19 protein-coding genes are annotated in these 20,725 nt (G+C 66.8%); 8 read left to right on the top strand and 11 right to left on the bottom strand.

What is annotated here, in order from left to right; genetic code table 11:
• Positions 1 to 93 precede the first annotated feature (93 nt).
• From dnaK to QNO08_RS15335, 4 genes are all read left to right on the top strand, one after another.
• A complete protein-coding gene (dnaK, locus tag QNO08_RS15350) occupies positions 94 to 1,974 on the top strand; it encodes a molecular chaperone DnaK (RefSeq protein WP_229966155.1) in 1,881 nt (626 codons plus the stop codon).
• Positions 1,975 to 1,976: 2 nt separating this feature from the next.
• On the top strand, positions 1,977 to 2,621 hold the full coding sequence (locus QNO08_RS15345) for a nucleotide exchange factor GrpE (RefSeq protein ID WP_229966154.1): 645 nt from the start codon (positions 1,977 to 1,979) through the stop codon (positions 2,619 to 2,621).
• Positions 2,622 to 2,739: 118 nt separating this feature from the next.
• Complete coding sequence (locus tag QNO08_RS15340; RefSeq protein ID WP_229966153.1) at positions 2,740 to 3,735, top strand: DnaJ C-terminal domain-containing protein; 996 nt, start codon at positions 2,740 to 2,742, stop codon at positions 3,733 to 3,735.
• Positions 3,736 to 3,822: 87 nt separating this feature from the next.
• Positions 3,823 to 4,335, top strand: coding sequence for a heat shock protein transcriptional repressor HspR (locus QNO08_RS15335; RefSeq protein WP_229966152.1), 513 nt, complete (start codon positions 3,823 to 3,825; stop codon positions 4,333 to 4,335).
• A gap of 59 nt (positions 4,336 to 4,394) precedes the next feature.
• On the opposite strand, the gene QNO08_RS15330 is transcribed toward QNO08_RS15335, so the two are convergent.
• The 7 genes from QNO08_RS15330 to trmB form a co-directional block, all read right to left on the bottom strand.
• Positions 4,395 to 5,162 carry an ABC transporter permease gene (locus QNO08_RS15330; protein ID WP_229966151.1) on the bottom strand — a complete coding sequence of 256 codons (768 nt, stop codon included), beginning with the start codon at positions 5,160 to 5,162 and terminating at the stop codon, positions 4,395 to 4,397.
• Complete coding sequence (locus QNO08_RS15325) at positions 5,159 to 6,133, bottom strand: ABC transporter ATP-binding protein (RefSeq protein ID WP_229966150.1); 975 nt, start codon at positions 6,131 to 6,133, stop codon at positions 5,159 to 5,161. Before QNO08_RS15325 ends, QNO08_RS15330 begins: the two co-directional genes overlap by 4 nt.
• Complete coding sequence (locus QNO08_RS15320) at positions 6,130 to 6,459, bottom strand: transcriptional regulator (RefSeq protein ID WP_229966149.1); 330 nt, start codon at positions 6,457 to 6,459, stop codon at positions 6,130 to 6,132. The genes QNO08_RS15325 and QNO08_RS15320 overlap by 4 nt, the downstream gene beginning before the upstream one ends.
• Complete coding sequence (locus QNO08_RS15315) at positions 6,452 to 7,156, bottom strand: hypothetical protein (RefSeq protein WP_229966148.1); 705 nt, start codon at positions 7,154 to 7,156, stop codon at positions 6,452 to 6,454. Before QNO08_RS15315 ends, QNO08_RS15320 begins: the two co-directional genes overlap by 8 nt.
• A gap of 230 nt (positions 7,157 to 7,386) precedes the next feature.
• Positions 7,387 to 8,058 carry a class I SAM-dependent methyltransferase gene (locus tag QNO08_RS15310; protein WP_229966147.1) on the bottom strand — a complete coding sequence of 224 codons (672 nt, stop codon included), beginning with the start codon at positions 8,056 to 8,058 and terminating at the stop codon, positions 7,387 to 7,389.
• 109 nt (positions 8,059 to 8,167) lie between these two features.
• Positions 8,168 to 9,181, bottom strand: a complete 1,014-nt coding sequence (locus tag QNO08_RS15305) for an NYN domain-containing protein (RefSeq protein ID WP_229966146.1) — start codon at positions 9,179 to 9,181, stop codon at positions 8,168 to 8,170.
• A gap of 6 nt (positions 9,182 to 9,187) precedes the next feature.
• Positions 9,188 to 10,099, bottom strand: coding sequence for a tRNA (guanosine(46)-N7)-methyltransferase TrmB (trmB, locus tag QNO08_RS15300; RefSeq protein ID WP_229966145.1), 912 nt, complete (start codon positions 10,097 to 10,099; stop codon positions 9,188 to 9,190).
• A gap of 301 nt (positions 10,100 to 10,400) precedes the next feature.
• Between trmB and QNO08_RS15295 the strand changes: the two genes are divergently transcribed.
• On the top strand, positions 10,401 to 12,026 hold the full coding sequence (locus tag QNO08_RS15295; RefSeq protein WP_229966144.1) for a DEAD/DEAH box helicase: 1,626 nt from the start codon (positions 10,401 to 10,403) through the stop codon (positions 12,024 to 12,026).
• A 94-nt stretch (positions 12,027 to 12,120) separates the two neighbouring features.
• Here QNO08_RS15295 and QNO08_RS15290 read toward each other — a convergent pair whose 3' ends face one another.
• Together QNO08_RS15290 and QNO08_RS15285 are read right to left on the bottom strand one after the other, a co-directional pair.
• Complete coding sequence (locus tag QNO08_RS15290) at positions 12,121 to 12,684, bottom strand: HutD/Ves family protein (RefSeq protein WP_229966143.1); 564 nt, start codon at positions 12,682 to 12,684, stop codon at positions 12,121 to 12,123.
• A gap of 7 nt (positions 12,685 to 12,691) precedes the next feature.
• Positions 12,692 to 13,165 carry a pyridoxamine 5'-phosphate oxidase family protein gene (locus QNO08_RS15285; protein ID WP_229966142.1) on the bottom strand — a complete coding sequence of 158 codons (474 nt, stop codon included), beginning with the start codon at positions 13,163 to 13,165 and terminating at the stop codon, positions 12,692 to 12,694.
• A gap of 93 nt (positions 13,166 to 13,258) precedes the next feature.
• Between QNO08_RS15285 and QNO08_RS15280 the strand changes: the two genes are divergently transcribed.
• Entirely contained in the window at positions 13,259 to 13,726 is a 468-nt protein-coding gene (locus tag QNO08_RS15280; protein WP_229966141.1) for a YccF domain-containing protein, read from the top strand.
• A 19-nt stretch (positions 13,727 to 13,745) separates the two neighbouring features.
• Here the strand turns inward: QNO08_RS15280 and QNO08_RS15275 are convergent, their stop codons facing one another.
• Positions 13,746 to 15,701 (bottom strand): penicillin-binding transpeptidase domain-containing protein, encoded by a 1,956-nt coding sequence (locus QNO08_RS15275; RefSeq protein WP_229966140.1) that lies wholly within the window; start codon positions 15,699 to 15,701, stop codon positions 13,746 to 13,748.
• A gap of 362 nt (positions 15,702 to 16,063) precedes the next feature.
• Here QNO08_RS15275 and QNO08_RS15270 point away from each other — a divergent pair, with 362 nt between their 5' ends.
• On the top strand, positions 16,064 to 16,672 hold the full coding sequence (locus QNO08_RS15270) for an SRPBCC domain-containing protein (RefSeq protein WP_229966139.1): 609 nt from the start codon (positions 16,064 to 16,066) through the stop codon (positions 16,670 to 16,672).
• Between the two features lie 182 nt (positions 16,673 to 16,854).
• Positions 16,855 to 19,485, top strand: coding sequence for an ATP-dependent chaperone ClpB (clpB, locus tag QNO08_RS15265; protein ID WP_229966138.1), 2,631 nt, complete (start codon positions 16,855 to 16,857; stop codon positions 19,483 to 19,485).
• A gap of 45 nt (positions 19,486 to 19,530) precedes the next feature.
• Here the strand turns inward: clpB and QNO08_RS15260 are convergent, their stop codons facing one another.
• On the bottom strand, positions 19,531 to 20,664 hold the full coding sequence (locus QNO08_RS15260) for a septum formation family protein (protein ID WP_229966137.1): 1,134 nt from the start codon (positions 20,662 to 20,664) through the stop codon (positions 19,531 to 19,533).
• Positions 20,665 to 20,725 lie beyond the last annotated feature (61 nt).

Below are 20,725 nucleotides of genomic sequence, written 5' to 3'. Positions count from 1 at the left end.
CTGAGTAAAGTTGAGTGCAGAAGGCTCAAGACGCGCTGCGGGATTGATGATCCCTTCCAACGGCGCCGTTTTCCACGGAAAGAGGAAGCAAACATGTCACGTGCAGTAGGTATTGACCTTGGAACCACCAACTCGGTTGTCTCCGTCCTTGAAGGCGGCGAGCCGACCGTTATTGCCAACGCTGAAGGCGGCCGCACCACGCCGTCGGTTGTTGCTTTCGCCAAGTCCGGTGAGGTTCTCGTTGGCGAAATCGCCAAGCGCCAGGCCGTCAACAACATTGACCGCACCATCTCCTCGGTCAAGCGCCACATGGGCACCGACTGGAAGGTGGACATTGACGGCAAGAATTACACCGCCCAGGAAATCTCCGCCCGCATCCTGCAGAAGCTGAAGTCCGACGCCGAATCGTACCTGGGTGAAAAGGTCACGGACGCCGTGATCACCGTTCCCGCGTACTTCAACGACGCCGAGCGCCAGGCCACCAAGGAAGCCGGGGAAATTGCCGGCCTGAACGTGCTGCGCATTGTCAACGAGCCCACCGCGGCTGCTCTGGCCTACGGCCTGGACAAGGGCAAGGAAGACGAGCTCATCCTGGTCTTCGACCTCGGCGGCGGAACGTTCGACGTTTCCCTGCTCGAAGTCGGCAAGGACGAAGACGACTTCTCCACCATCCAGGTGCGCTCCACCGCCGGTGACAACCGGCTCGGCGGCGACGACTGGGACCAGCGCGTCGTCGATTACCTGCTGCAGCAGGCCAAGGCCAAGGGCGCCGACCTGTCCAAGGACAAGATTGCCCTGCAGCGCCTGAAGGAAGCGGCCGAGCAGGCCAAGAAGGAACTCTCCTCCGCGACCTCCACCAACATCTCCCTCCAGTACCTCTCGGTTACCGCCGACGGTCCGGTGCACCTGGACGAGCACCTGTCCCGTGCCAAGTTCCAGGACCTGACCAAGGACCTGCTGGACCGCACCAAGAAGCCGTTCAAGGACGTCATCGCCGAGGCCGGCATCAAGGTCTCCGACATTGACCACATCATCCTCGTCGGCGGTTCCACCCGCATGCCGGCCGTCACCGAACTGGTGAAGGAACTGGCCGGCGGCCAGGAGCCGAACAAGGGCGTGAACCCGGATGAGGTTGTCGCCGTCGGCGCCGCACTGCAGGCCGGTGTCCTGAAGGGCGAGCGCAAGGACGTCCTGCTGATCGACGTCACCCCGCTGTCCCTGGGCATTGAGACCAAGGGCGGTGTGATGACCAAGCTGATCGAGCGCAACACGGCCATCCCGACCAAGCGCAGCGAAACCTTCACCACCGCTGACGACAACCAGCCGTCCGTGGCGATCCAGGTCTTCCAGGGCGAGCGCGAGTTCACCCGCGACAACAAGCCGCTGGGCACGTTCGAGCTGACCGGCATCGCGCCGGCTCCCCGCGGCGTCCCGCAGGTTGAGGTCACCTTCGACATCGATGCCAACGGCATTGTGCACGTGTCCGCCAAGGACAAGGGCACCGGTGCCGAGCAGTCCATGACGATCACCGGCGGTTCCTCCCTCTCCAAGGAAGACATCGACCGCATGGTCCGCGAAGCCGAAGAGCACGCAGCGGAGGACAAGAAGCGCCGCGAGGCTGCCGACGTCCGCAACTCCGCCGAGCAGCTGGCCTACTCCGTGGACAAGCTCCTCACGGACAACGACGACAAGCTGCCCGAGGACGTCAAGACCGAGGTCAAGGGCGATGTTGATGCCCTGAAGAAGGCCCTCGAGGGCACCGAAAACGACGACGAAGTGAAGTCGGCGTTCGAGAAGCTGCAGACCTCGCAGACCAAGCTGGGCGAAGCCATCTACGCCCAGGCCCAGTCTGAAGGCGCAGCAGGTGCCGGTGCTCCCGGTGCTGCCGGCGACGCCGGAGCTTCCGACACTTCCTCCGCCGCCGACGAAGACATCGTTGACGCCGAGGTTGTTGACGACGAAGACAAGAAGTAATCATGACGGCAGGGAACGAAAACCCCAACGAAAAGTCCAACCCTGAGGATTCCGACCCGGCCGGCCAGCAGCCGGCCGAGTCCGGGGACTCATCGGCAGCCGAGCCGGACGCCTCCCCGGAGGCCCAGGCTTCCGAGGAAAACTCCGGTGCTGAGGGAGATGCCCTGGCCCAGGCCGAGCAGATCCTGAACAGCGCGGGTGTGCCCCCGCAGCAGCAGGAAGCAGGATCTCCGGAGGCTGCGGAGCTGCGCAATGACCTGCTGCGGCTGCAGGCGGAATACGTCAACTACCGCAGGCGGGTGGAGCGTGACCGCGACGTTGCCCGGGAAATGGCTGTCATCGGAGTCCTGAACTCCGTGATGCCGGTCCTGGATGACATCGACGCAGCGCGTCAGCACGGCGACTTGGCGGAGGGACCCTTTGCGTCCATCGCCACCAAGCTGGAAAACACGCTGAAGACCTACGGGCTGACCCGGATTGACGAGGTGGGGGTCGAATTCGATCCCAACATCCACGAAGCGTTGATCCAGCAGCAGAGCCCGGACGTCCAGTTCGACGCAGTGACGCAGATCCTGCGGGCCGGATACAAGGCGAACGACAGGGTGCTGCGCGCGGCCCAGGTCATCGTCTCCGTTCCGGAGCAGTAAGGCGCGGGTGCCCGGGGCCGTTCACGGCGGCCCCGGGCACCTTTTTTCAGCAGTGCACGTCCGGTCCGTAATCCGCGGGTTGCGGGCAGGAGCAGTAACTTAAGGAAGGGGACGCCAATTGGCTAGTCAGGATTGGGTCGATAAGGATTTTTACAAGATTCTGGGTGTCCCCAAGGACGCGTCGGAAGCCGATATCAAGAAGGCGTATCGGAAGCTGGCACGCAAGTACCATCCGGACCAGAACCAGAGCGATCCCTCTGCTGAGCGGATGTTCAAGGATCTGTCGGAGGCCTACTCGGTGCTTTCCGACGCCGAAGAGCGCCAGCAGTACGACGCAATCCGCGCCATGGGCGGCGGCGCGCGCTTCTCGGCCGGCGGTCCCGGCGGTGCCGGTGCCGGCGGCGGTGCCGGGTTTGAGGACCTCTTTGGCGGACTGTTCGGCGAGGGCGCCCGGCCGGGCGGCCGCCGCACCACGTACAGCACCGGCGGCGGCAGCAACATTCCGCCGGAATTCGCTGACCTGTTCGGCGGCGGCGGCTTCGGCGGGGGCTTCGGCTCCGCTCCGCCGCAGAAGGGTGCCGACCGGACGGCCACCACCACCATTTCCTTCGCCGGTTCCATCAACGGAACCGTCATCGGGTTGCGCGAGCCCAGCGGCGAGGTCGTTGAAGTCCGCGTTCCGGCCGGCGTCAAGGACGGGCAGAAGATCCGGGTCCGCGGCAAGGGCCAGCCCGGTGCGGCCGGCAACGGAGACCTGATGGTCACCGTCCGGGTGACGCCGCACGATTTCTTTGTCCGGGACGGAAACAACATCCGCATCCACGTGCCGGTGAGCTTCCCCGAGGCGGCGCTGGGCGCCACGATCGAGGTTCCCACGCTGACCGCCGACAAGGTCAAGCTCAAGGTGCCCGCGGGAACCCCGTCCGGGCGCACCCTGCGGGTCAAGGGCCGGGGCGTGCACACCTCCAAGGGCGACGGCGACCTGCTGGTCACCATCGACGTCGCCGTTCCCTCTCATCTGAACAAGGAAGCCAAGGCGGCGGTCGAGGCGTTCGCCGACGCCACGAAGGGTGAGGATCCCCGAGCGGGCCTGGCGTCCAAGGCACGTCTCTAGCAGCGCAAACACGGTTCGGTTTCCCGTGCCCCGGGAGCCGAACCGGGTTATCGTTACTAAACGTCAACAGCTGTCAAGGAGGAAACGATGGGCATAGATGTTAATGCGCCTATTTTTGTGATCTCCGTAGCCGCGGAGTTGGCGGACATGCATCCGCAGACCCTGCGGCAGTACGACCGGCTGGGAATCGTCTGCCCCAGCCGGGCGCCGGGCAGGTCCCGGCGCTACTCGCAGCATGACATCGACATGCTCCGCGAGGTCCAGCGGCTCTCCCAGGAGGGCGTCTCGCTGGAAGGCATCAAACGCATCATGCAGCTGGAGAACCAGGTTTCCAGCCTGCGGTCCCGGATCTCGGAACTCTCCGCGGAACTGGACTCGATCCAGCAGCGCACGCCGGAGCGGAGCCGGGTCTTCGCCGCAGGCCTGGCCGGCGACGTCGTCACCCTCACCCGGGGCCAGCGGCCGCCCGCCTCGCGTCCCTTCGCGAACCAGCTCAGCCTGGCTTCGCTGGTCCAGCGGCGGAGCCAGCTGCGCGCCTTGCCGGCCGGGAAGCAGGAACCCGTGAACTACGCCGACGACGGCTACGTCCCGTCCCTGTGAGGACGGCCGGGCCGGCTCCGACTGCCTGAACCGGCTCCGACTGCCTGAACCGGCTCCGGTTACCTGAACCGGCGGCCCTGGTCGCGGCGGTTCGCCCAGATTGCCAGGGCGCCGAGGAGCAGGGTCCATGCCAGCAGGCAGGGCAGCGCGGCCGGGCCGAGCGGCTCGCCGGAAAACACCGCCACCGAGACGTCGCGGGCCGCCCGGGTGGGCAGGAACAGCGAGAACGTGTTCAGTCCGGGGCTGAACAATTCCGGCGGCAGCATCAGCCCGCCGGCGAAGGCCAGCGGAAAGAACACCACCTGCGTGACGGCAATCGCCACCTTTGGGGTGCACAGATACCCGATGAGCAGGCCCAGGAACAGGAACGGCAGCCCGCACACCAGCCACACCAGCACCGAGGCCGGCACCCGCCACCAGGCCAGCGTGCCGGTGGTGAAGGCGTCCAGCGCCGCCGTGGTGAACACACCCACCAGCATCACCGGGATCAGTGCGAAAAAGGCAAACATCATCGCGGTCAGTGCCCGGGCCACGGTGGGCGGCAGGGCACCGGCCGGCAGCGTCCGCACGTAGCTGCTCCACGGATTGGCGCGGTCCTCAGCGACACCGATCCCGTAGTTGAACAGGAACGAGCTCATCACGCCGAAGAGCGCGAGCTGGGCCACCGCTATCAGCGACGCAATGGGGTTGGAGATCACCGCCTGCTGCGGCAGCACGAAAAACACCAGGGCCAGCGTGGGGAACACGGTTGAGGAAATCACCGAAATCGGAATGCGCAGCTGCTCCAGCACCTGCGCCTTGGTGTGGGCGCGGACCAGGGATGTCATGGCTGCTCCTCTCCGGCGGAGGCCGAAACGGTGTCGGGATGGTGCGTCAGGGCCAGGAAGGCCTCTTCGAGGCTGGCCGCGTGGACCTCCAGCCGGGAAAAGGGCACGTTGTCGCGAACCAGCCGGCGCACCGTTTCATCGGCGTCGCGGCTCAGCACGGTCACTGTGTTGTTCGGCCCGGCGGTGGCACCTGCGCTCTCAGGCAGGGATGCAAACGACGACGGCGGCAGCCCGGTGCGGAAGGACACCTTGCTGACCGACACATGGCCGCGGATTTCATCCACCGTCCCGTCGGCAACGATGGCACCGGAGTTCAGGACGACAACCCGGCCCGACAGTGCCTGGATTTCCTCCAGATAGTGGCTGGTGACCAGGAGGGTGCCGCCCGCCCTGCGGTACTCGCCGAGCCGCTCCCAGAGGTTTTCGCGTGCCTCCACGTCCAGGCCGGTGGTGGGCTCGTCCAGGATCACCAGCCGCGGCCGTCCGACCAGGGCCAGCGCCACCATGAGCCGGCGCTGCTGTCCGCCCGAGAGCCCGCCGCACTGTTTGGCCGCGATCTCCGCCAGCCCGAAATCCGTCAGCAGCTCGGCCGTGGGCACCGGATCGGCGTAGTGGGCGGCCACGAAGTCGACAGTCTCGCGGACCCGCAGCGTGGGTGGAAGCGAGGTTGCCTGCGGCGTCGTGCCCAGCTCCCGCCGGGCCAGCGGATCCCGCGGACTCCGGCCAAAGAGTTCCACGCTTCCGGCATCTGCCGTGCGGAGCCCGCAGAGCAGGCTCAGCAGAGTGGATTTGCCGGCGCCGTTCGGGCCGAGCAGGCCGAGGGCTTCACCGGCCCGGATCTCCAGGCTCACCCCGCTAAGCGCCGGTTTGCCGGCATAGCGCTTGGTGACCGAGCGGGCTGCCGCTAGGACAGGTGCCGGTCCGTCGTCGGCGTTGGCCCGCTGCGGTGTAAGTCCGGGGTGGAAACTCATGGTGCCTCCAGTGGTAAGGATCTGCCGTCTTGGGTAAGGCCCGCGAGGAGGTCCCGGAGCGCCTTGCGGTACTGCAGGTAAGCGAGCCTGCCTTCGGCGCTGATGCCCACATAGGTGACGGGGGTGCGCCCTTCGATGGTCTTGGTGATCTCGACGTAGCCGGCGTCTTCGAGCTTGCGCAGGTGCGTGGAGAGGTTGCCGGCGGTCATGTCCAGCATGCCGCGCAGTTTGGTGAAGGCGATGCGGTTGAGCTCGCCCACCTCATTGAGCGTGGTGAGGGCCCGGAGCCGGGATTCGGCGTGGATGACCGGATCCAGTTCAGGCATGGGACACCGCCGTTTTCCGCTTCCGGGTGCCGAGGTATTCGGCCAGGGACCCTGCCAGCAGCCCGCCGGATCCCAGATAAAGGAACACGGTCAGGAAATACGCCGGGCCGGACAGGAGAGCGGCGATGGTGACCACCAGCAGCCACACTCCGAGGAAAGACTGGCGGCGGTCGTTGAAGGTGGTGCCGCCGGTGATGTAGAGCAGGCCGGCGATCAGCACGGCGATGGAGTTGATTAGCATGCCGCGCATCCAGAAATCCTCCACCGTGCGTCCGATGATGCCGCTGAGGATCCCCATGATCAGGAATCCCAGGGCCCAGGAGGCGCCGTACATGCCGCCCTGGAAGGCGGTGTGGCCGCGGAGGCCCCGGGTGCCGCGGATGGTCATGGCCACCGTGGAAACCGTGGCGGCAGCCAGGGCCACGCCGAGCACCACGAGGGCGGCGCCCGGTTCGAGGGGGAGCCATCCGCGCCTGCTGCCTTCCAGTGCCCCGTACCCCACAACCCAGGTCAATCCCCACAGCAGATAGACCATGGCGGCATTGCCGCTCAGCTGCCGGTGGACGGAGCGTTCGGCATCCTCAACGATTTGCAGCGCCGCGCGCAGGTCCAGCGGTTCATCGGGAAGCGCGGCATCCTGCGGGTGTCTTCCCCCGGAATAGCCGTCGCTGTGGAGATCAGTGTGGTTCCGGATCATCGTGTGCCCCTGGGTTGGTCATCCGGCTTTCGGTCGGCTGCAAACCAGTTTGCGTTACAAACCAGTTTGTGGCAAGGGTCACAGTAGAAGATTGTAAAAGGCTGATCCGCGAGATGGCAGAAAGTGCTCTTCCCAGGCCCGGGAACAGCCGTTTCTGCCATCTCGCGGCCCGGGTAGTCACGCCTGCAGGTGGAAGGGGGAAGGGGAGGGGCGGAACCCGGCAGGCGCAGTCAGCGCAGGCGCCGCGCCCGCAGGACGACGTCCTCGGTGTGGTGGGCGCCGGCTCCGGCGGCGACGTGCCGGGGCCGGACCTCGTCGACTTCGATCCGCCAGTTTCCGCCGAGGAGCGCGCGGATATCCGCCAGGCCCACATATTCGTCCAGATCAATGCCGCGGGCACTGGCCTGCGCAGCGGTCGGCAACGGGTGATGTACGGCCAAAAGCACGCCGCCGGGTGCCACGGCATTCAGCAGTGCCCGTTCGGCGGCGTTGTCGCCGGTGCGCAGCAGTGCCGGGTACTGCGCCGACACCACGTCAAAGGATGCGGCCGGCAGCGCGGCCTCGACGAGGCCGGAGTGCAGCCAGGTCACCGTCACTCCTCGCCGTTCGGCCTGCCGGGCAGCCCGGTCCAGTGCCACCCGCGACACGTCAAGGGCCGTAACATCCCAGCCCTGTTCGGCCAGCCACAGGGCGTCGGCGCCCTCGCCGCAGCCGACGTCCAGGATGCGTCCGGGCACCAGCCCGCGGACCTCGTGAACCAGTGCCGCATTGGGCTGCCCGCTCCACAGTTCATCCGAGCCGGCGTAGCGCTGATCCCAGAGGTCTTGGATCGCATCCCGGCTGAGGGGAGCGGAGGGGACGCGGCCGGGGGAGCCGGCGGAGCCGGAGTTTGTCTGTTCCATACCAAAAGCATGCAGGCACGGAGCTCCGCCGGCAAAGATCCGTTGCTGAAACGGCAAGTTGCTGAAACGGCCAACAGACGGGAGTCCTTCTGCCGGCTCGGCTCCGCACTCAGCGCGGGGTGTCCGCCTCCGGGCGAAGACGGATGAGGCGCTGCGGGCCGTCCTCCTCCAGCTCCACCAGGTCGCCGTGCGAGGCGAGGAAATCGGTGAAGGACCGGAAGCCGAGCGGCTTCTCATTAAAGGAGGGGTCCATCCGCCGCATCTGGTTCTTGATCGTGCCCGTGTTGAGCCACTCGTCGGCGTCGCCCTTGGCGTGGCCGATCTGCAGGGCGCGCACGAGGAGCTCCGTCGCCAGTGTCTGCGGATCGATGTCCTCGGCCGGCTCCGGCTCGTCGAACTGCGGAAACCCGGTGTGCGAGAACATGGGGATCGTTGTGAGGTTGCGGGCCTTGAGGGGTGCCGGATCAGGCTCCGCCGCCTCCACCGGATCGGGTGACTTCTTCCCCGGCGCCGGCCGTTCCGCCGCGGCTGCGGCCGCGGCGGTCTTGTCGATGCCGGGCAGCGAGTCGTAGTCCTCGAACTCGTCGCACGCGGCGGCGAGGGAGGTGCTGGTCGACCCGGCGACCCCGATGCCGACAACAAAGCGGCCGAGCCGCTTCGACTTCTGCGCGAGGGCAATGTAGTCGGAGTCTCCGGCGACGATGATGACGTGAGTGAGGTCGGGCAGCCGGAAGAGATCTTCGACCACATCAACGGCGAGGCGGATGTCCGCGCCGTTCTTGGTGCCGCGGGTGGTCGTGGTGAACAGCTGGGTGAGGTCCACCGCCCGGGACATGAGCTGGCGCTGGTAGCTCGCGTTGACCGGCACCGACCAGTCGGCATACGCGCGGTTGACGACGAGGGTGCCAAAGGACGCGGCGAAGTCGATGATGGCGTTGAAATCGACCGTCGCCGCGGTCAATTTGGCGGCCACCTCGGGGTCGGCATCCCGGCTCGTCTTGTCGAAGTTGCGGATGCCGTCACGCTGGAAGGCGTTTCGGCCGTGCAGCTGCTGATAGCGCGAGATGACGATGTTGTCGAAGTCGATGTAGAGGCCGACGCGGGCATCGTTTGGTTCAGTCATGGAAACTCAGGCCTTGCGGTAGGAGAGATCGAAAATCAGGCGGCCTGCCTGGTGGGCTTTGTTCTCGAAGCTGGTCAGGGTGCGCCCGTCAAAACGCGGTGCCCAGCCGCCGCGGGTGTCGACGTCGTTCACCGGGGCCTTCTTTTCCAGACCCTCGCGGTTCACCCGCGTCAGCGGGCTGTCCTCACCGGCGCGCTCGCCGTCGTGCAGGTTTTGGAACCGGGGGGACGCATCGAGGACTTCGCGCATCTGCACGGCGTAATCGGACCAGTCGGTGGCCAGGCGCCAGATGCCGCCCGGCACCAGCACGCGGGCCACCAGCTCGGCGAATTCATCCTTGACCATGCGGCGCTTGTGATGGCGGGTCTTATGCCAGGGGTCGGGGAAGAAGACCCAGACCTCGTCCACTGACCCCGCGGGGAGCATGGTGGTCAGGACCTCGGGGGCGTTGGCCTGGACCACGCGGACGTTGGTGAGCTCTTTTTGGCCGATGCGCTGCAGGGTCTGGGCCAGCCCGGGAAGGTAGACCTCCACGGCCAGGTAGTTCTTGTCCGGGTTCTGCTCCGCGGCGTGCGTCACTGCTTCGCCCAAGCCCGAACCGATTTCCACGACCAGGGGAGCGGTGCGGCCAAACTCGGCAGCGGCGTCGAACACGTAGTCCGGGTCGACGGAAGTGTCAGCCTCGGCACGCGGAACGTCGATGACGAACCGGTCGGAGAGCTCGTCCCAGGCCTGCTGGCGGCGTCCCTGGAGGCGGGAGCCACGCCGGACAAACGACACCGGAGAGCGGAAGTGCCTGGACTCTCCGGTTTCCTCAGTGTCGGAAACGCTGCCGGCATCCGGGGCAGCGAGATCCGGAGAAATGGGGTCCGGAGCGTTCAGGGAGCCGGCGTCGGGCAGGGCTGGTTCAGTAGTCATCACCGTTAATGCTATCGGCTGGCGCAGCGGCCGGTTTGCAGCTTCCGCCGGAGCCGGCAGCGCACCGGCGACGGCGGCCGATTAGGAAACTGCGGGCATTCCGGTAAACTGGATGAAGTTGTTGTGTCTGCCGCGCCTCAAAGCCGCGTGTGTAAGCAGCACAACCTGCGTCGATGAACGCTTTCTTTTGTCCCGCTGGCCGATATCCGGCCAAGCCCTGGACACTGTCTGACTTTTCTTCGGCGAACCCCCGGTGCCATACGGCTTTGGGGGCCTCTTACCGAAAGTTGCCTGTCTTTTAATGACTACTTTTGCTGCCCTTGGCGTACCCAAGGTCCTCGTTTCAGCCCTCTCCGCTTCCGGAATTGACGAAGCATTCCCGATTCAGGTTGAAACACTTCCCGATACCCTCAAGGGCCGCGACGTACTGGGCCGGGGCCGTACCGGCTCAGGCAAGACTCTCGCTTTCTCGCTGCCGCTGGTCACCCGGCTGGCCGAGGCCGAAGCAGCCTACCGCCGCAAGCCCAACCGCCCGCTGGGCCTGGTCCTGGCACCCACCCGCGAACTGGCCACGCAGATCAACAACGTGATTGAGCCTCTCGCGAAGGAACTGGGCCTGAGCACCACCGTTATCTACGGCGGCGTGTCCCAGCAGCGCCAGGAAAAGGCCCTCAAGGCCGGCGTTGACATTGTCATTGCCTGCCCCGGCCGGCTTGAAGACCTCATGAAGCAGAAGGTCATCAGCCTGGAATCCATTGAAATCACTGTGCTCGATGAAGCCGACCACATGGCTGATCTCGGATTCCTGCCGGTTGTCCAGCGTCTGCTGGACCGCACTCCGGAAAAGGGACAGCGGATGCTGTTCTCGGCCACCCTGGACAACGGCGTCGACAAGCTGGTCCGCCGCTACCTGTCCAACCCGCTGACGCACTCCGTGGACGATCCGCAGGCCGCGGTCACCACGATGGAGCACCACGTCCTGCTGGTCCAGGACCAGACGGCCAAGAAGCTGCTGGTCAAGGAACTGGCCTCCGGCCAGGGCCGCCGCATCATGTTCATGCGCACCAAGCACCACGCCCGCAAGATGGCCAAGTACCTGACGGACAGCGGCATCCCCACCGTTGACCTGCACGGCAACCTGTCGCAGAACGCCCGCGACCGGAACCTCGCGGAATTCTCCTCCGGCGACGTGCGCGTCCTGGTTGCCACCGACGTCGCCGCCCGCGGCGTCCACGTGGACGACGTCGAGCTGGTCGTTCACATCGACCCGCCCACGGAGCACAAGGCATATCTGCACCGCTCGGGCCGTACGGCCCGTGCCGGATCCAGCGGAACCGTCGTGACGCTGACCCTCCCGGAGCAGAAGAGCGAAGTCTCCAAGCTGATGAAGGCTGCCGGTGTTGACGTCTCCATCGAGAAGGTCTCCCACAATTCTCCGTCCATCGCCAAGCTGATCGGCGACCGCGCCGCTGCTGTGGAGCCGCATGTGCGCGCCGCCCAGCTCGCGTCGAAGTCGCCTCAGCAGGGCGGCGGCCGGTCGACCGGTGCAAACGCCCAGCGCAAGCGCGCCGCCCGCTCCACCGCCACGCCCCGTGCCGGCGGCCGGGGCGGATCCGGCGGACGCGGACGCGTCTCGGCGGAACGCACGGACCGCAGCGAGCGTGACCGCAACGATTTCACGCCCGAGGCACCCCGCGCCCAGCGCTCACAGGACGGACGCCGCGGCGCAGCTGCTGCTTCCACCGCGCAGGGCCGCAACCGCCGTCCGGCCACCGGACAGCGTGCCGGAGATGTTGCTCCCGCCGGCGGCGGACGCCCCGCAGCGGGCGGCCGCAGCTCTGCGCCTTCGGGCGCCGGGCGCCCCGCACGCGGCGCCGGCCCCCGCCGCGCCACCGCTCCGGCCTCGAACGAACGCCGTTCGCGCTAGCGCTCAGTAGTAAAGACAAAAGGCGCCTGCCTCCCCGAAATTCAGGGGAAGCAGGCGCCTTTTTGCGCTCCCGGCACATGCCGGTGATGTGTCCCTAGTCCAGGTCGTAGAACGAGACGATGGCGGCGAAGCCGCGTCCCAGCACGGCCGGCCGTCCGGCGTTTCCGGCCACGGTGTCCAGCGGTTCCAGCGCCGTCGGCGTGCCGTCTGCGGCGGTGACCGCGGCGTTGCCGTGCAGCAGCACCACGAACTGCCCCTCACCGATGGTCTGCGGATTCTTCTTGGAGAGCTCGGCCACCATCACTGAGGCACCCGTCGTGGTCCGGTCGACGACCGTGTTCAGCACTGTCACCGGCCCGGTGGGCAGCGCCGCGTCGGTGGTGGAGTCGCCGGAATACCGGAATGGACGGAACTTCTCCATGCCGTGTTCGGTGCCGTCGACGGTCAGCACCAGAAGCTCGCCCTCCACCGGAACGGTAATGCGGTCCCTGCCGGGGAAGGGCGTGAAGGGCCCCGGCTTTTCGACCGTGGCCAGGCTCAGCCGCCAGCCGTTGCCGGAGGCCACTTCCTTGACCCTGCCGTTGTTTTTCCCCCACAGGGCGGACGGCAAGTCACTGAAGCGGATGAGGGGTGCGCTGCTGTTCTCGGTACTGCTCACGGGATCCTTACTCGATTGACGGCAGCGGCTTGGCGCCGCGCAGGTAATGGCGGCGGGCCGCGGTGTTGATCGAGAAGCTGCGCCCGCTGGTCTGCGCCGGTTCGATCCGCACGAAATGGTTCTTCTCCCCGCTCTGCCAGGGGAACAGGGGCAGATCCTCGGAGGCCAGGATGTCTTCGATGCTCTCCAGCTGCACGGCGCTGCCCTTCAGGACGACGCTCCATGCGAACCCGAGGCGATCGTCGTATCCGTCGACTTCGAACGCGACGGCGCCGCCGTCGAGGGCAGCGGCAAGTTTCGTCCCCGCCGCGGTGCGGAAAACCACCGATCCGCGGTCCACGACGAAGTTGATGGGAAAGATCTCGGGCTGCAGGTCGGATACCACGGCCAGCCGGCCGATCTCCGCTTTGCGAATGTAGTCCCAGCACTGGTTGGCGGTCAGTTCGGCGGGTGCTCCGGCATCATCTTTGATTGGCAACATGCCCTCAGTCTAGTTGCCGCCATCCGCTCCGCCGGAAACCCCGGGTACCGCCGGGACATGGTGCCGCGGGGCGCGGTGCACCAGACTGGAACGATGAACCTCATCCTGAACGTCATCTGGCTCCTGTTCGGCGGCATCTGGCTGGCCCTGGGCTATGTGCTCGCCGGCATCGTCTGCTGCCTGCTGATCGTTACGATCCCTTTCGGCATCGCTTCCTTCCGGATCGCGGCCTACGCCTTTTGGCCGTTTGGCCGCACGGTGGTGGACCGCGGCGGCGCTCCGGGGCTGCTGTCCACAGCGGGCAACGTGATCTGGCTGGTGGTGGCCGGAATCTGGATCGCGGCCGGCCACATCCTGACGGCCATTCCAATGTTCGTCAGCATCATCGGGATTCCGCTGGGCATCGCCAACCTGAAGATGGTGCCGATCTCGCTGATGCCCCTGGGCAAGGTCATCGTGCCCACCGGCCGTCCCGGAGTCACCCCGTACACCGCCGGGCCCCGTTATGGAACGGCCGCCCCGTACGGTTCGGCATCGGGCTCCACGCAGTACCGCGGCTAGCCGCACTGCGGCAGGACGGTCAGCCGGCGGCCCCGTTCAGGAACGCCTGCATCAGCGGCCCGCCCGACGTGGAGCCGAGCTCGCCCTCTTCGACAAACACGGCAACGGCCAGGTCGCCCTGCACCGCCACCACCCAGGCATGCGTCCGGGGCGGAACTTCGCTGCCGAACTCGGCCGTTCCGGTTTTCGCCGTCACCGGTTCCCCGGGGACGTCCAGCAGCATCTTGGCGCCGCCGTCGGTGACGACGCCGCGCATCAGCTCGCGCAGCGAGGCCGCCTCGGCAGCGGTGAGCGCGCCGGGGCCGGCAGCGTCAGGGGTTGCCGCAGGTGGAGCGGCCGACGCCGATGCCGTCGCCGAGGCGGAAGCCTCCGCCGCCGGGTCCGCGGTCACAAGCACGGGAGCGACGCGTTCGCCCTTGCCAACGGACGCGGCAGCAACTGCCAGCGCCAGCGGGGAAACCAGCAGTTCCCCCTGGCCGATCATGGCGGCCGCGTGGTTGGTGCCCTCGGCGGTTTCCGGAACGGATCCGAAGAACGCCGCGGTGCCGAGGGTCTGCTCCACGCCGATGCCCAGGTCGGCGGCCGCGGCAGCCAGCGCCTCCTGGGGAACCGTGTCGCGGGTGCCGATGAAGGCAGTGTTGCAGGACTGCGCGAACGCGTCCCGCAGCGGAATGTCCCCGACAAAGGCGGCCGGGTAGCTGCTGGCGTTGTTGAATTTGCGGCCGTCGACGAGCAGCTCCGCCGGGCAGGACAGCACGCTGTCCGGAGTGGTTCCCTGCCGCAGCAGCGCCAGGGAGGTCGCCATCTTGAAGGTGGATCCGGGCGGGTACTGCCCCAGGAGGGCGGTTTGCTGTCCTTCGCTGCCGGGGCCGTTGGCCACCGTGAGCACCTCGCCGGTGGACGGCCGAACCGCCACAATGGCCGACGCCGAGGGCTCGTCTTCGAGCACCGACTCGGCGAGGGACTGCAGCTTGGGATCCAGGGTTGTCTGCAGCGGCGTCCCCTGTTTCGGGCCGGAGGTGAAGACGGTGGGAGTAACCACTTCTCCGGCGGCGTCCACCACCGACACCGTTATCCCGTCCGTTCCGCGGAGCTGGGCGTCGTACTGCTGCTGCAGCCCGGAGAGCCCGGTGGTGTCGCCCGGGGCGAGTGCGCCGTCGGATTCCTCGATCAGTTCGGCGGTTGCTTCCCCGACGGAACCGAGCAGCGCGCGGGCGAAGGTGCGGGTCGGGGCAAGGTCCATGCTGTCCGGCAGCGCGACGGCGCCGGGAATCTCGGCGACCCGCGCCGGCAGGTCCGGTTCGTCCTGGGTGCGCAGGGCAATGGCCTCCACGAACGCTTCGGCGCCGGCGGCCTCAACGGTGGCGGTGTACGCGGCGGGGTCCAGCTCCAGAAGGGTGGCCAGGGCCGCGGCCGAAGCCGCCAACCCTGCCTCGTCCACTGCGGTTTTGTCGATGCCCACGCGGAAAACCTCGCGCTGGGTCACCAGCGGTTCGCCGCCGGCTCCGAGGATTGCGGCACGGGGAGCGGACTGGCTGGCGGCGACGAGTCGTTCACCCTCCCGGAGCCCCCGGAAGAGAACCGAGGGCTCCCACTGCGCCTGCCAGGAATCGTCGTCGCTGCGGGACAGCGGAACGCTGGTGTCATAGGTCCAGTCGGCGGTGGCGTCGCCATCGAAATCCCAGGCGTAGTCCAGGCTGGCCGTGGCGGCGCCGTCGTCGTGCTCCTGAATCCCGGCAACGGTGACGGCCGGGCGCACCTCACCCATGCCCGCCAGAATCTCTTCCAGCTCTGTGTTGACGGAGGCCGGGTCGTTGTTCAGGAAGGATGTCTTCGCCACGTCCCCGGCGGCCAGCCCCTCCGCCAGCGATGCGGCGGCATCCTGCGGCGACGGCTTGTCTCCGGAGCAGGAGACCAGAGTGAAGGCCAGCGCCGAGGCAGCGAATACGGAAGTCAGTGTGCGAGTTTTCCCCATCCGCACAGAGTACCTGCGCCGGAGAGGAGAAACGCCGAAGGGGCTTCCGGCACGCACCGGCCTGAGGCAACAGCGCGCGGGCAGCGATCCTGGCAGCGACCAGGACGGGGCGGCAACCGAGCCATTTCGAACTAACCAAAGGGGGTTTCGGAGCCTCGATTTCTGTGGCACCCGCTCACCCGGGCGTGTCATCGCGTGCCCTGTGCACCGCTGCTTTTCCCTGCTACGGTTTGAAAAAAGAGGCTGTCCGGGGCCCCGTCCACAACTCGCATCCACTGATTCGTTGCTGACTGCCAGGCGCCAGCTTCAGCCGCTGTGGCGCCGGAACCGGCAGCCGGTTGTTCTACAGAGGAGTGGAAACCATGTCCGAAGCGGACTCCGCATTTGTGCCAACCGAGCGAACCTTCGGCCGCCGGCAAATCCAGGCCGGCCACGCGCTCATGATGGTGATTTCCCGGACCATCCCGCATCCGATCGGAGAGGTGTGGGCGGCGATCACGGATCCCGAAGCCCTGGGGCGCTATGTGGGCCGGCCGGAGGGTGACCTGCGCCGGGGCGGCACCTATGCGCTGCCGGACGGCACCAGAGGAGGCATCCTCCGCTGCGATCCGCCCCGGCTGCTCACCGTCTCGGTGACCCGTCCCGGAGGGCACTCGGCCGAGTTGGAGCTGCACCTGACCGCGGAGGACTCACACACCCACATCGACCTGAGATACGCATCAGTCCGGAAGGGGTTCGTGCTGATCGACGCAGTTTCGGGCGAGTGGGCGGCCGGACCGGGCTGGGAGTTCTTCCTGGACAGCCTGAGTAATTTCCTGAGCGACAATCCGCCCGACGAACCGCTGGGAATTATTGGCTGGAGGTCATTCGAGGGCGAGCAGCTGGACCTGTACGAGGCGCGGAACGCGGAATGGGAAAAGGCGAAAGCCGACTGGGACCATGAGCATGAGGCCGCGCCGGGACCGTCCTAAAGTACAGCCCTTTAACGCCCGTTAATTAACCGGACAAATACCGCCGTCAAACCTGTGGATAACTTTACTTCCCAAGTTGAGCGGATTACACTCAAGTTTGTTGCGTCCGGTCGGGTGATGGCTGTCTTTCGCCTTCTTCCGGGAGCCGGGAAGCTGTTCTTTTAGCGTTGAAGGAGGCCGTTGTGGACACGAAATTCACGAATAAGAGTCAAGAGGCCCTGCAGGCGGCGGCCATGAATGCCACCACCGCAGGCAACCCGCAGATCGAGCCCGTCCACCTCCTGAAGGCCCTGATGGATCAGCGCCAGGGGGTGGCTGTCGCCCTGCTCAAGGCGGCCGGCGCGAATCCGGACACCGTCAGTGCCGCGGCCAGCAGTGCGATCCACGCGCTGCCCTCCTCCTCGGGCTCCTCGGTGGCGCAGCCGCAGTTTTCCCGCCCGATGCTTCAGGTGATTACGGCTGCCCAGCAGGCCGCCGAACAGCTCGGGGATGCCTTTGTCTCCACCGAGCACCTGCTGCTGGGGTTGGCCCTGGACAGCGGTGCGGCAGGGAAAGCCCTGCGGGACAACGGGGCCGGCCACGACGCCCTGAGGACAGCCCTTCCATCCGTTCGAGGAGACCGAAAAGTGACTAACGCCGACCCCGAGAACACCTTCCAGGCACTGGAAAAGTTCAGCACCGACCTCACGGAGATGGCGCGCAGCGGCAAGCTGGACCCCGTGATCGGCCGTGACGCGGAAATCCGCCGCGTGATCCAGGTGCTGAGCCGGCGCACCAAGAACAACCCGGTGCTGATCGGTGAGCCCGGTGTCGGCAAGACCGCTGTCGTCGAGGGGCTTGCCCAGCGCATCGTTGCCGGAGACGTGCCGGAGACCCTCAGCGGCAAGACGCTCCTGTCCCTGGACCTGGGGTCGATGGTGGCCGGCGCCAAGTACCGCGGCGAGTTCGAAGAGCGGTTCAAGGCGGTCCTGGAGGAGATCAAGAACGCCGAGGGGCAGATCGTCACTTTTATCGACGAGCTGCACACGGTGGTCGGGGCCGGCGCCGCGGAAGGATCCATGGACGCCGGCAACATGCTCAAGCCCATGCTGGCACGCGGCGAGCTGCGCCTCATCGGCGCCACCACCCTGGATGAATACCGCGAGAACGTGGAGAAGGACGCTGCGCTGGAGCGGCGGTTCCAGCAGGTCTACGTTGGCGAGCCCAGCGTTCCGGACACCATCGGCATTCTGCGCGGGCTCAAGGAACGCTACGAGGCGCACCACAAGGTGGCGATCGCCGACTCCGCCCTGGTCGCCGCCGCCACCCTGTCCAACCGCTACATCACCGGCCGCCAGCTCCCGGACAAGGCCATCGACCTGGTCGACGAGGCAGCGTCGCGGCTGCGGATGGAAATCGACTCCGCGCCGGAGGAAATTGACGAGCTGCGCCGGGCCGTGGACCGCCTGACCATGGAAGAACTGGCGCTGGCCAACGAAACGGACGCGGCCTCCGTGGAGCGGCTGGAAGTGCTGCGCGAGGACATGGCCAACAAGAAGGAACAGCTGGCGGCGCTGAACGCCCGCTGGGAAGCGGAAAAGGCAGGCCTGAACCGGGTTGGCGACCTCAAGGCGCAGATTGACGAGCGGCGTTCCGAGGCGGAGAAGTTCCAGCGCGACGGCGACCTCACCACGGCCTCCCGCATCCTGTACGGCGAGATTCCGTCCCTGCAGAAGGAACTGGAAGCTGCCCAGCAGGCTGAGGAGAGCAAATCCGGCGAGGAGGCCCATGAGCTGATGGTGTCGGAGGAAGTCACCGCCGATGACATTGCCGAAGTCGTCTCGGCCTGGACCGGAGTCCCGGCCGGCCGCATGCTCCAGGGCGAGTCGCAGAAGCTGCTGACCATGGAGGAGAACATCGGCTCGCGCCTGATCGGGCAGACCAAGGCCGTGAACGCCGTCTCCGACGCGGTGCGCCGGTCCCGCGCCGGCGTCAGCGACCCCGACCGACCCACCGGCTCCTTCCTCTTCCTGGGCCCCACCGGTGTCGGCAAGACGGAGCTGGCAAAGGCCCTGGCCGAGTTCCTGTTCGACGACGAGCGCGCCATGGTCCGGATCGACATGAGCGAATATTCAGAGAAGCACTCGGTGTCCCGGCTGGTCGGTGCCCCTCCCGGCTACGTCGGTTACGAGGAGGGCGGGCAGCTCACCGAAGCCGTCCGGCGCCGCCCGTACTCGGTGATCCTGCTGGACGAGGTGGAAAAGGCGCATCCGGAGATTTTCGATATCCTGCTCCAGGTGCTCGACGACGGCCGCCTCACCGACGGCCAGGGACGCACCGTGGACTTCCGCAACGTCATCCTGATCCTGACCTCAAACCTCGGATCGCAGTTCCTGGTGGATCCGGGACTGACGGAGGAACAGAAGCGGGACTCGGTCATGGGCATGGTGAACGCCAACTTCAAGCCGGAATTCCTGAACCGGCTCGACGACGTCATCCTCTTTGATCCGCTGAGCCTGGACGACCTCTCCAGGATTGTCGACATCCAGGTGCGGGCCCTGGCCGACCGGTTGCATGAGCGCAGGCTGGTCCTGGACGTCACCGATGCTGCGCGGGAATGGCTGGCACTGACCGGATATGACCCGGCCTACGGAGCCCGGCCGCTGCGCCGGCTGGTGCAGCGCGAAATCGGAGACAAACTGGCCCGGGGCATCCTGGCCGGCAAGATCAACGACGGCGACACCGTGCTGGTGGACCGCCCGGAGGGCAGCATGAGCGTCGACGGCGAAGAGCTGGTGGCCGAACCGGCGGGACTGTCGGTGGAAGCGGTCTAGCTGCCGGGGTGCTCCCTGCCGTCTGGGCCGGGAGCACCCGCTGTCCTACGGCTCAAGCAGGGATTCGGTCAGCTCCTGGCCTCCGCCGGCAACCACGAAGCAGTCGACCCGGCGGTCGCCGTCGTTCCATGATTCGGGCGTCGGGATGGCCTTGTTTTCCTGAAGGTCCAGGTCGGTGCGCTCGGCCAGGGTTTCGGAGTACCGGACATCCGAGCAGAGCTCAGTGGCGCGGGTGGACAGCGCATCGGTCCCGGGGAACTCGCCGCTGTCCGGATACGTGGTTGTTGCCACCAGCTGGGCGTTGTGCGGCGTCTCGCAGCTCACCACGTTGGTGGGCTCATTGATGCCGGCGAAGTCCTGCAGGCACGCTCCGGACTCCAGCTCGATGGGGGCCACATCTTCTTCCAGGACTCCGGGTTCGTTCGCCGAATTGCCGAGCAGGGTGAAGAGCAGCACCACCAGGACCGCCAGCACGCCCAGCGCGCCGATGATCAGCAGTATTTGTTTGCTTCGGCCGTTGCCTTCGGAAGCTGCCGGCGGCTCGGAGTTCCGCCGGGAGCGGCGGGACTCCGCAGGTTCAGCGGCTCCGACGGCTGCCGGCGACGGCGCTTCCGGCGACGGTGCGTCGGCGGCCGGCCCTGATTCCTTGGCGGCTGCCTCCGCAGCAGTTGCGTCCTTGGCGTTTCCGTCGGAGGCTGCGCCCGTCATTGGTGCCGCCGCAGTGATTCCCGCGGTGTGGTTTGCTGCCGCAGGATGGTTTGCTGCCGGATCGGTCAACACGGCGGCGTCCGCTGCTTCGGCTTCCACGGCCTTGACTTCAGCCGTGGCATCCTCGAGCGAGGCGGCTTCCGCCGCGTCGGAGCTGATGTCCGGATTGCTCAGGGAAGGCGTCGCCAGGGTGACGTCCTCGGGGTTGGTCAGCGTGGGTTCGACGGCATCGCTGCCGGTCTCCGCCGCAAAAGCGCCGTCCCAAATCCGGCCGTCATGGTCCTCGTCCCCGGACAGCCAAAGGGGCGCCTCGGCATGCGCTTCAAGGTCCGGCAAGCCGGTTCCTGCCGGGACTGTTGCCTCTGCATGTGCATCGGTGCCCGCCTCAGTCTGCGCCGACGCCGGGGTGGCCTTGGACGCTCCGGCGGGGGGCGAAGAATCGGCCCCCGGCATGCTGTTTTTATCGCTCATGGTGAACGTCAGTCCTCCCTGTAGGCGGCCCTGAAAGGGCCCCAAAACTGTCTCTACCCCT

This window comes from Arthrobacter sp. zg-Y820 (assembly GCF_030142155.1).
Classification (GTDB): domain Bacteria; phylum Actinomycetota; class Actinomycetes; order Actinomycetales; family Micrococcaceae; genus Arthrobacter_B.
This window is presented reverse-complemented; position numbering and strand designations above follow the sequence as displayed.

What these genes read in the sequence shown, in the direction of transcription:
- QNO08_RS15330 (WP_229966151.1), bottom strand. Translation starts at nt 5,162, where the DNA reads ATGACATCCCTGGTCCGCGCCCACACCAAGGCGCAGGTGCTGGAGCAG.
- QNO08_RS15315 (WP_229966148.1), bottom strand. Translation starts at nt 7,156, where the DNA reads ATGATCCGGAACCACACTGATCTCCACAGCGACGGCTATTCCGGGGGA.
- QNO08_RS15310 (WP_229966147.1), bottom strand. Translation starts at nt 8,058, where the DNA reads ATGGAACAGACAAACTCCGGCTCCGCCGGCTCCCCCGGCCGCGTCCCC.
- QNO08_RS15270 (WP_229966139.1), top strand. Translation starts at nt 16,064, where the DNA reads ATGTCCGAAGCGGACTCCGCATTTGTGCCAACCGAGCGAACCTTCGGC.
- QNO08_RS15305 (WP_229966146.1), bottom strand. Translation starts at nt 9,181, where the DNA reads ATGACTGAACCAAACGATGCCCGCGTCGGCCTCTACATCGACTTCGAC.
- QNO08_RS15285 (WP_229966142.1), bottom strand. Translation starts at nt 13,165, where the DNA reads ATGTTGCCAATCAAAGATGATGCCGGAGCACCCGCCGAACTGACCGCC.
- QNO08_RS15275 (WP_229966140.1), bottom strand. Translation starts at nt 15,701, where the DNA reads ATGGGGAAAACTCGCACACTGACTTCCGTATTCGCTGCCTCGGCGCTG.
- trmB (WP_229966145.1), bottom strand. Translation starts at nt 10,099, where the DNA reads ATGACTACTGAACCAGCCCTGCCCGACGCCGGCTCCCTGAACGCTCCG.
- QNO08_RS15295 (WP_229966144.1), top strand. Translation starts at nt 10,401, where the DNA reads ATGACTACTTTTGCTGCCCTTGGCGTACCCAAGGTCCTCGTTTCAGCC.
- QNO08_RS15325 (WP_229966150.1), bottom strand. Translation starts at nt 6,133, where the DNA reads ATGAGTTTCCACCCCGGACTTACACCGCAGCGGGCCAACGCCGACGAC.
- QNO08_RS15335 (WP_229966152.1), top strand. Translation starts at nt 3,823, where the DNA reads ATGGGCATAGATGTTAATGCGCCTATTTTTGTGATCTCCGTAGCCGCG.
- QNO08_RS15320 (WP_229966149.1), bottom strand. Translation starts at nt 6,459, where the DNA reads ATGCCTGAACTGGATCCGGTCATCCACGCCGAATCCCGGCTCCGGGCC.
- QNO08_RS15345 (WP_229966154.1), top strand. Translation starts at nt 1,977, where the DNA reads ATGACGGCAGGGAACGAAAACCCCAACGAAAAGTCCAACCCTGAGGAT.
- QNO08_RS15260 (WP_229966137.1), bottom strand. Translation starts at nt 20,664, where the DNA reads ATGAGCGATAAAAACAGCATGCCGGGGGCCGATTCTTCGCCCCCCGCC.
- dnaK (WP_229966155.1), top strand. Translation starts at nt 94, where the DNA reads ATGTCACGTGCAGTAGGTATTGACCTTGGAACCACCAACTCGGTTGTC.
- QNO08_RS15280 (WP_229966141.1), top strand. Translation starts at nt 13,259, where the DNA reads ATGAACCTCATCCTGAACGTCATCTGGCTCCTGTTCGGCGGCATCTGG.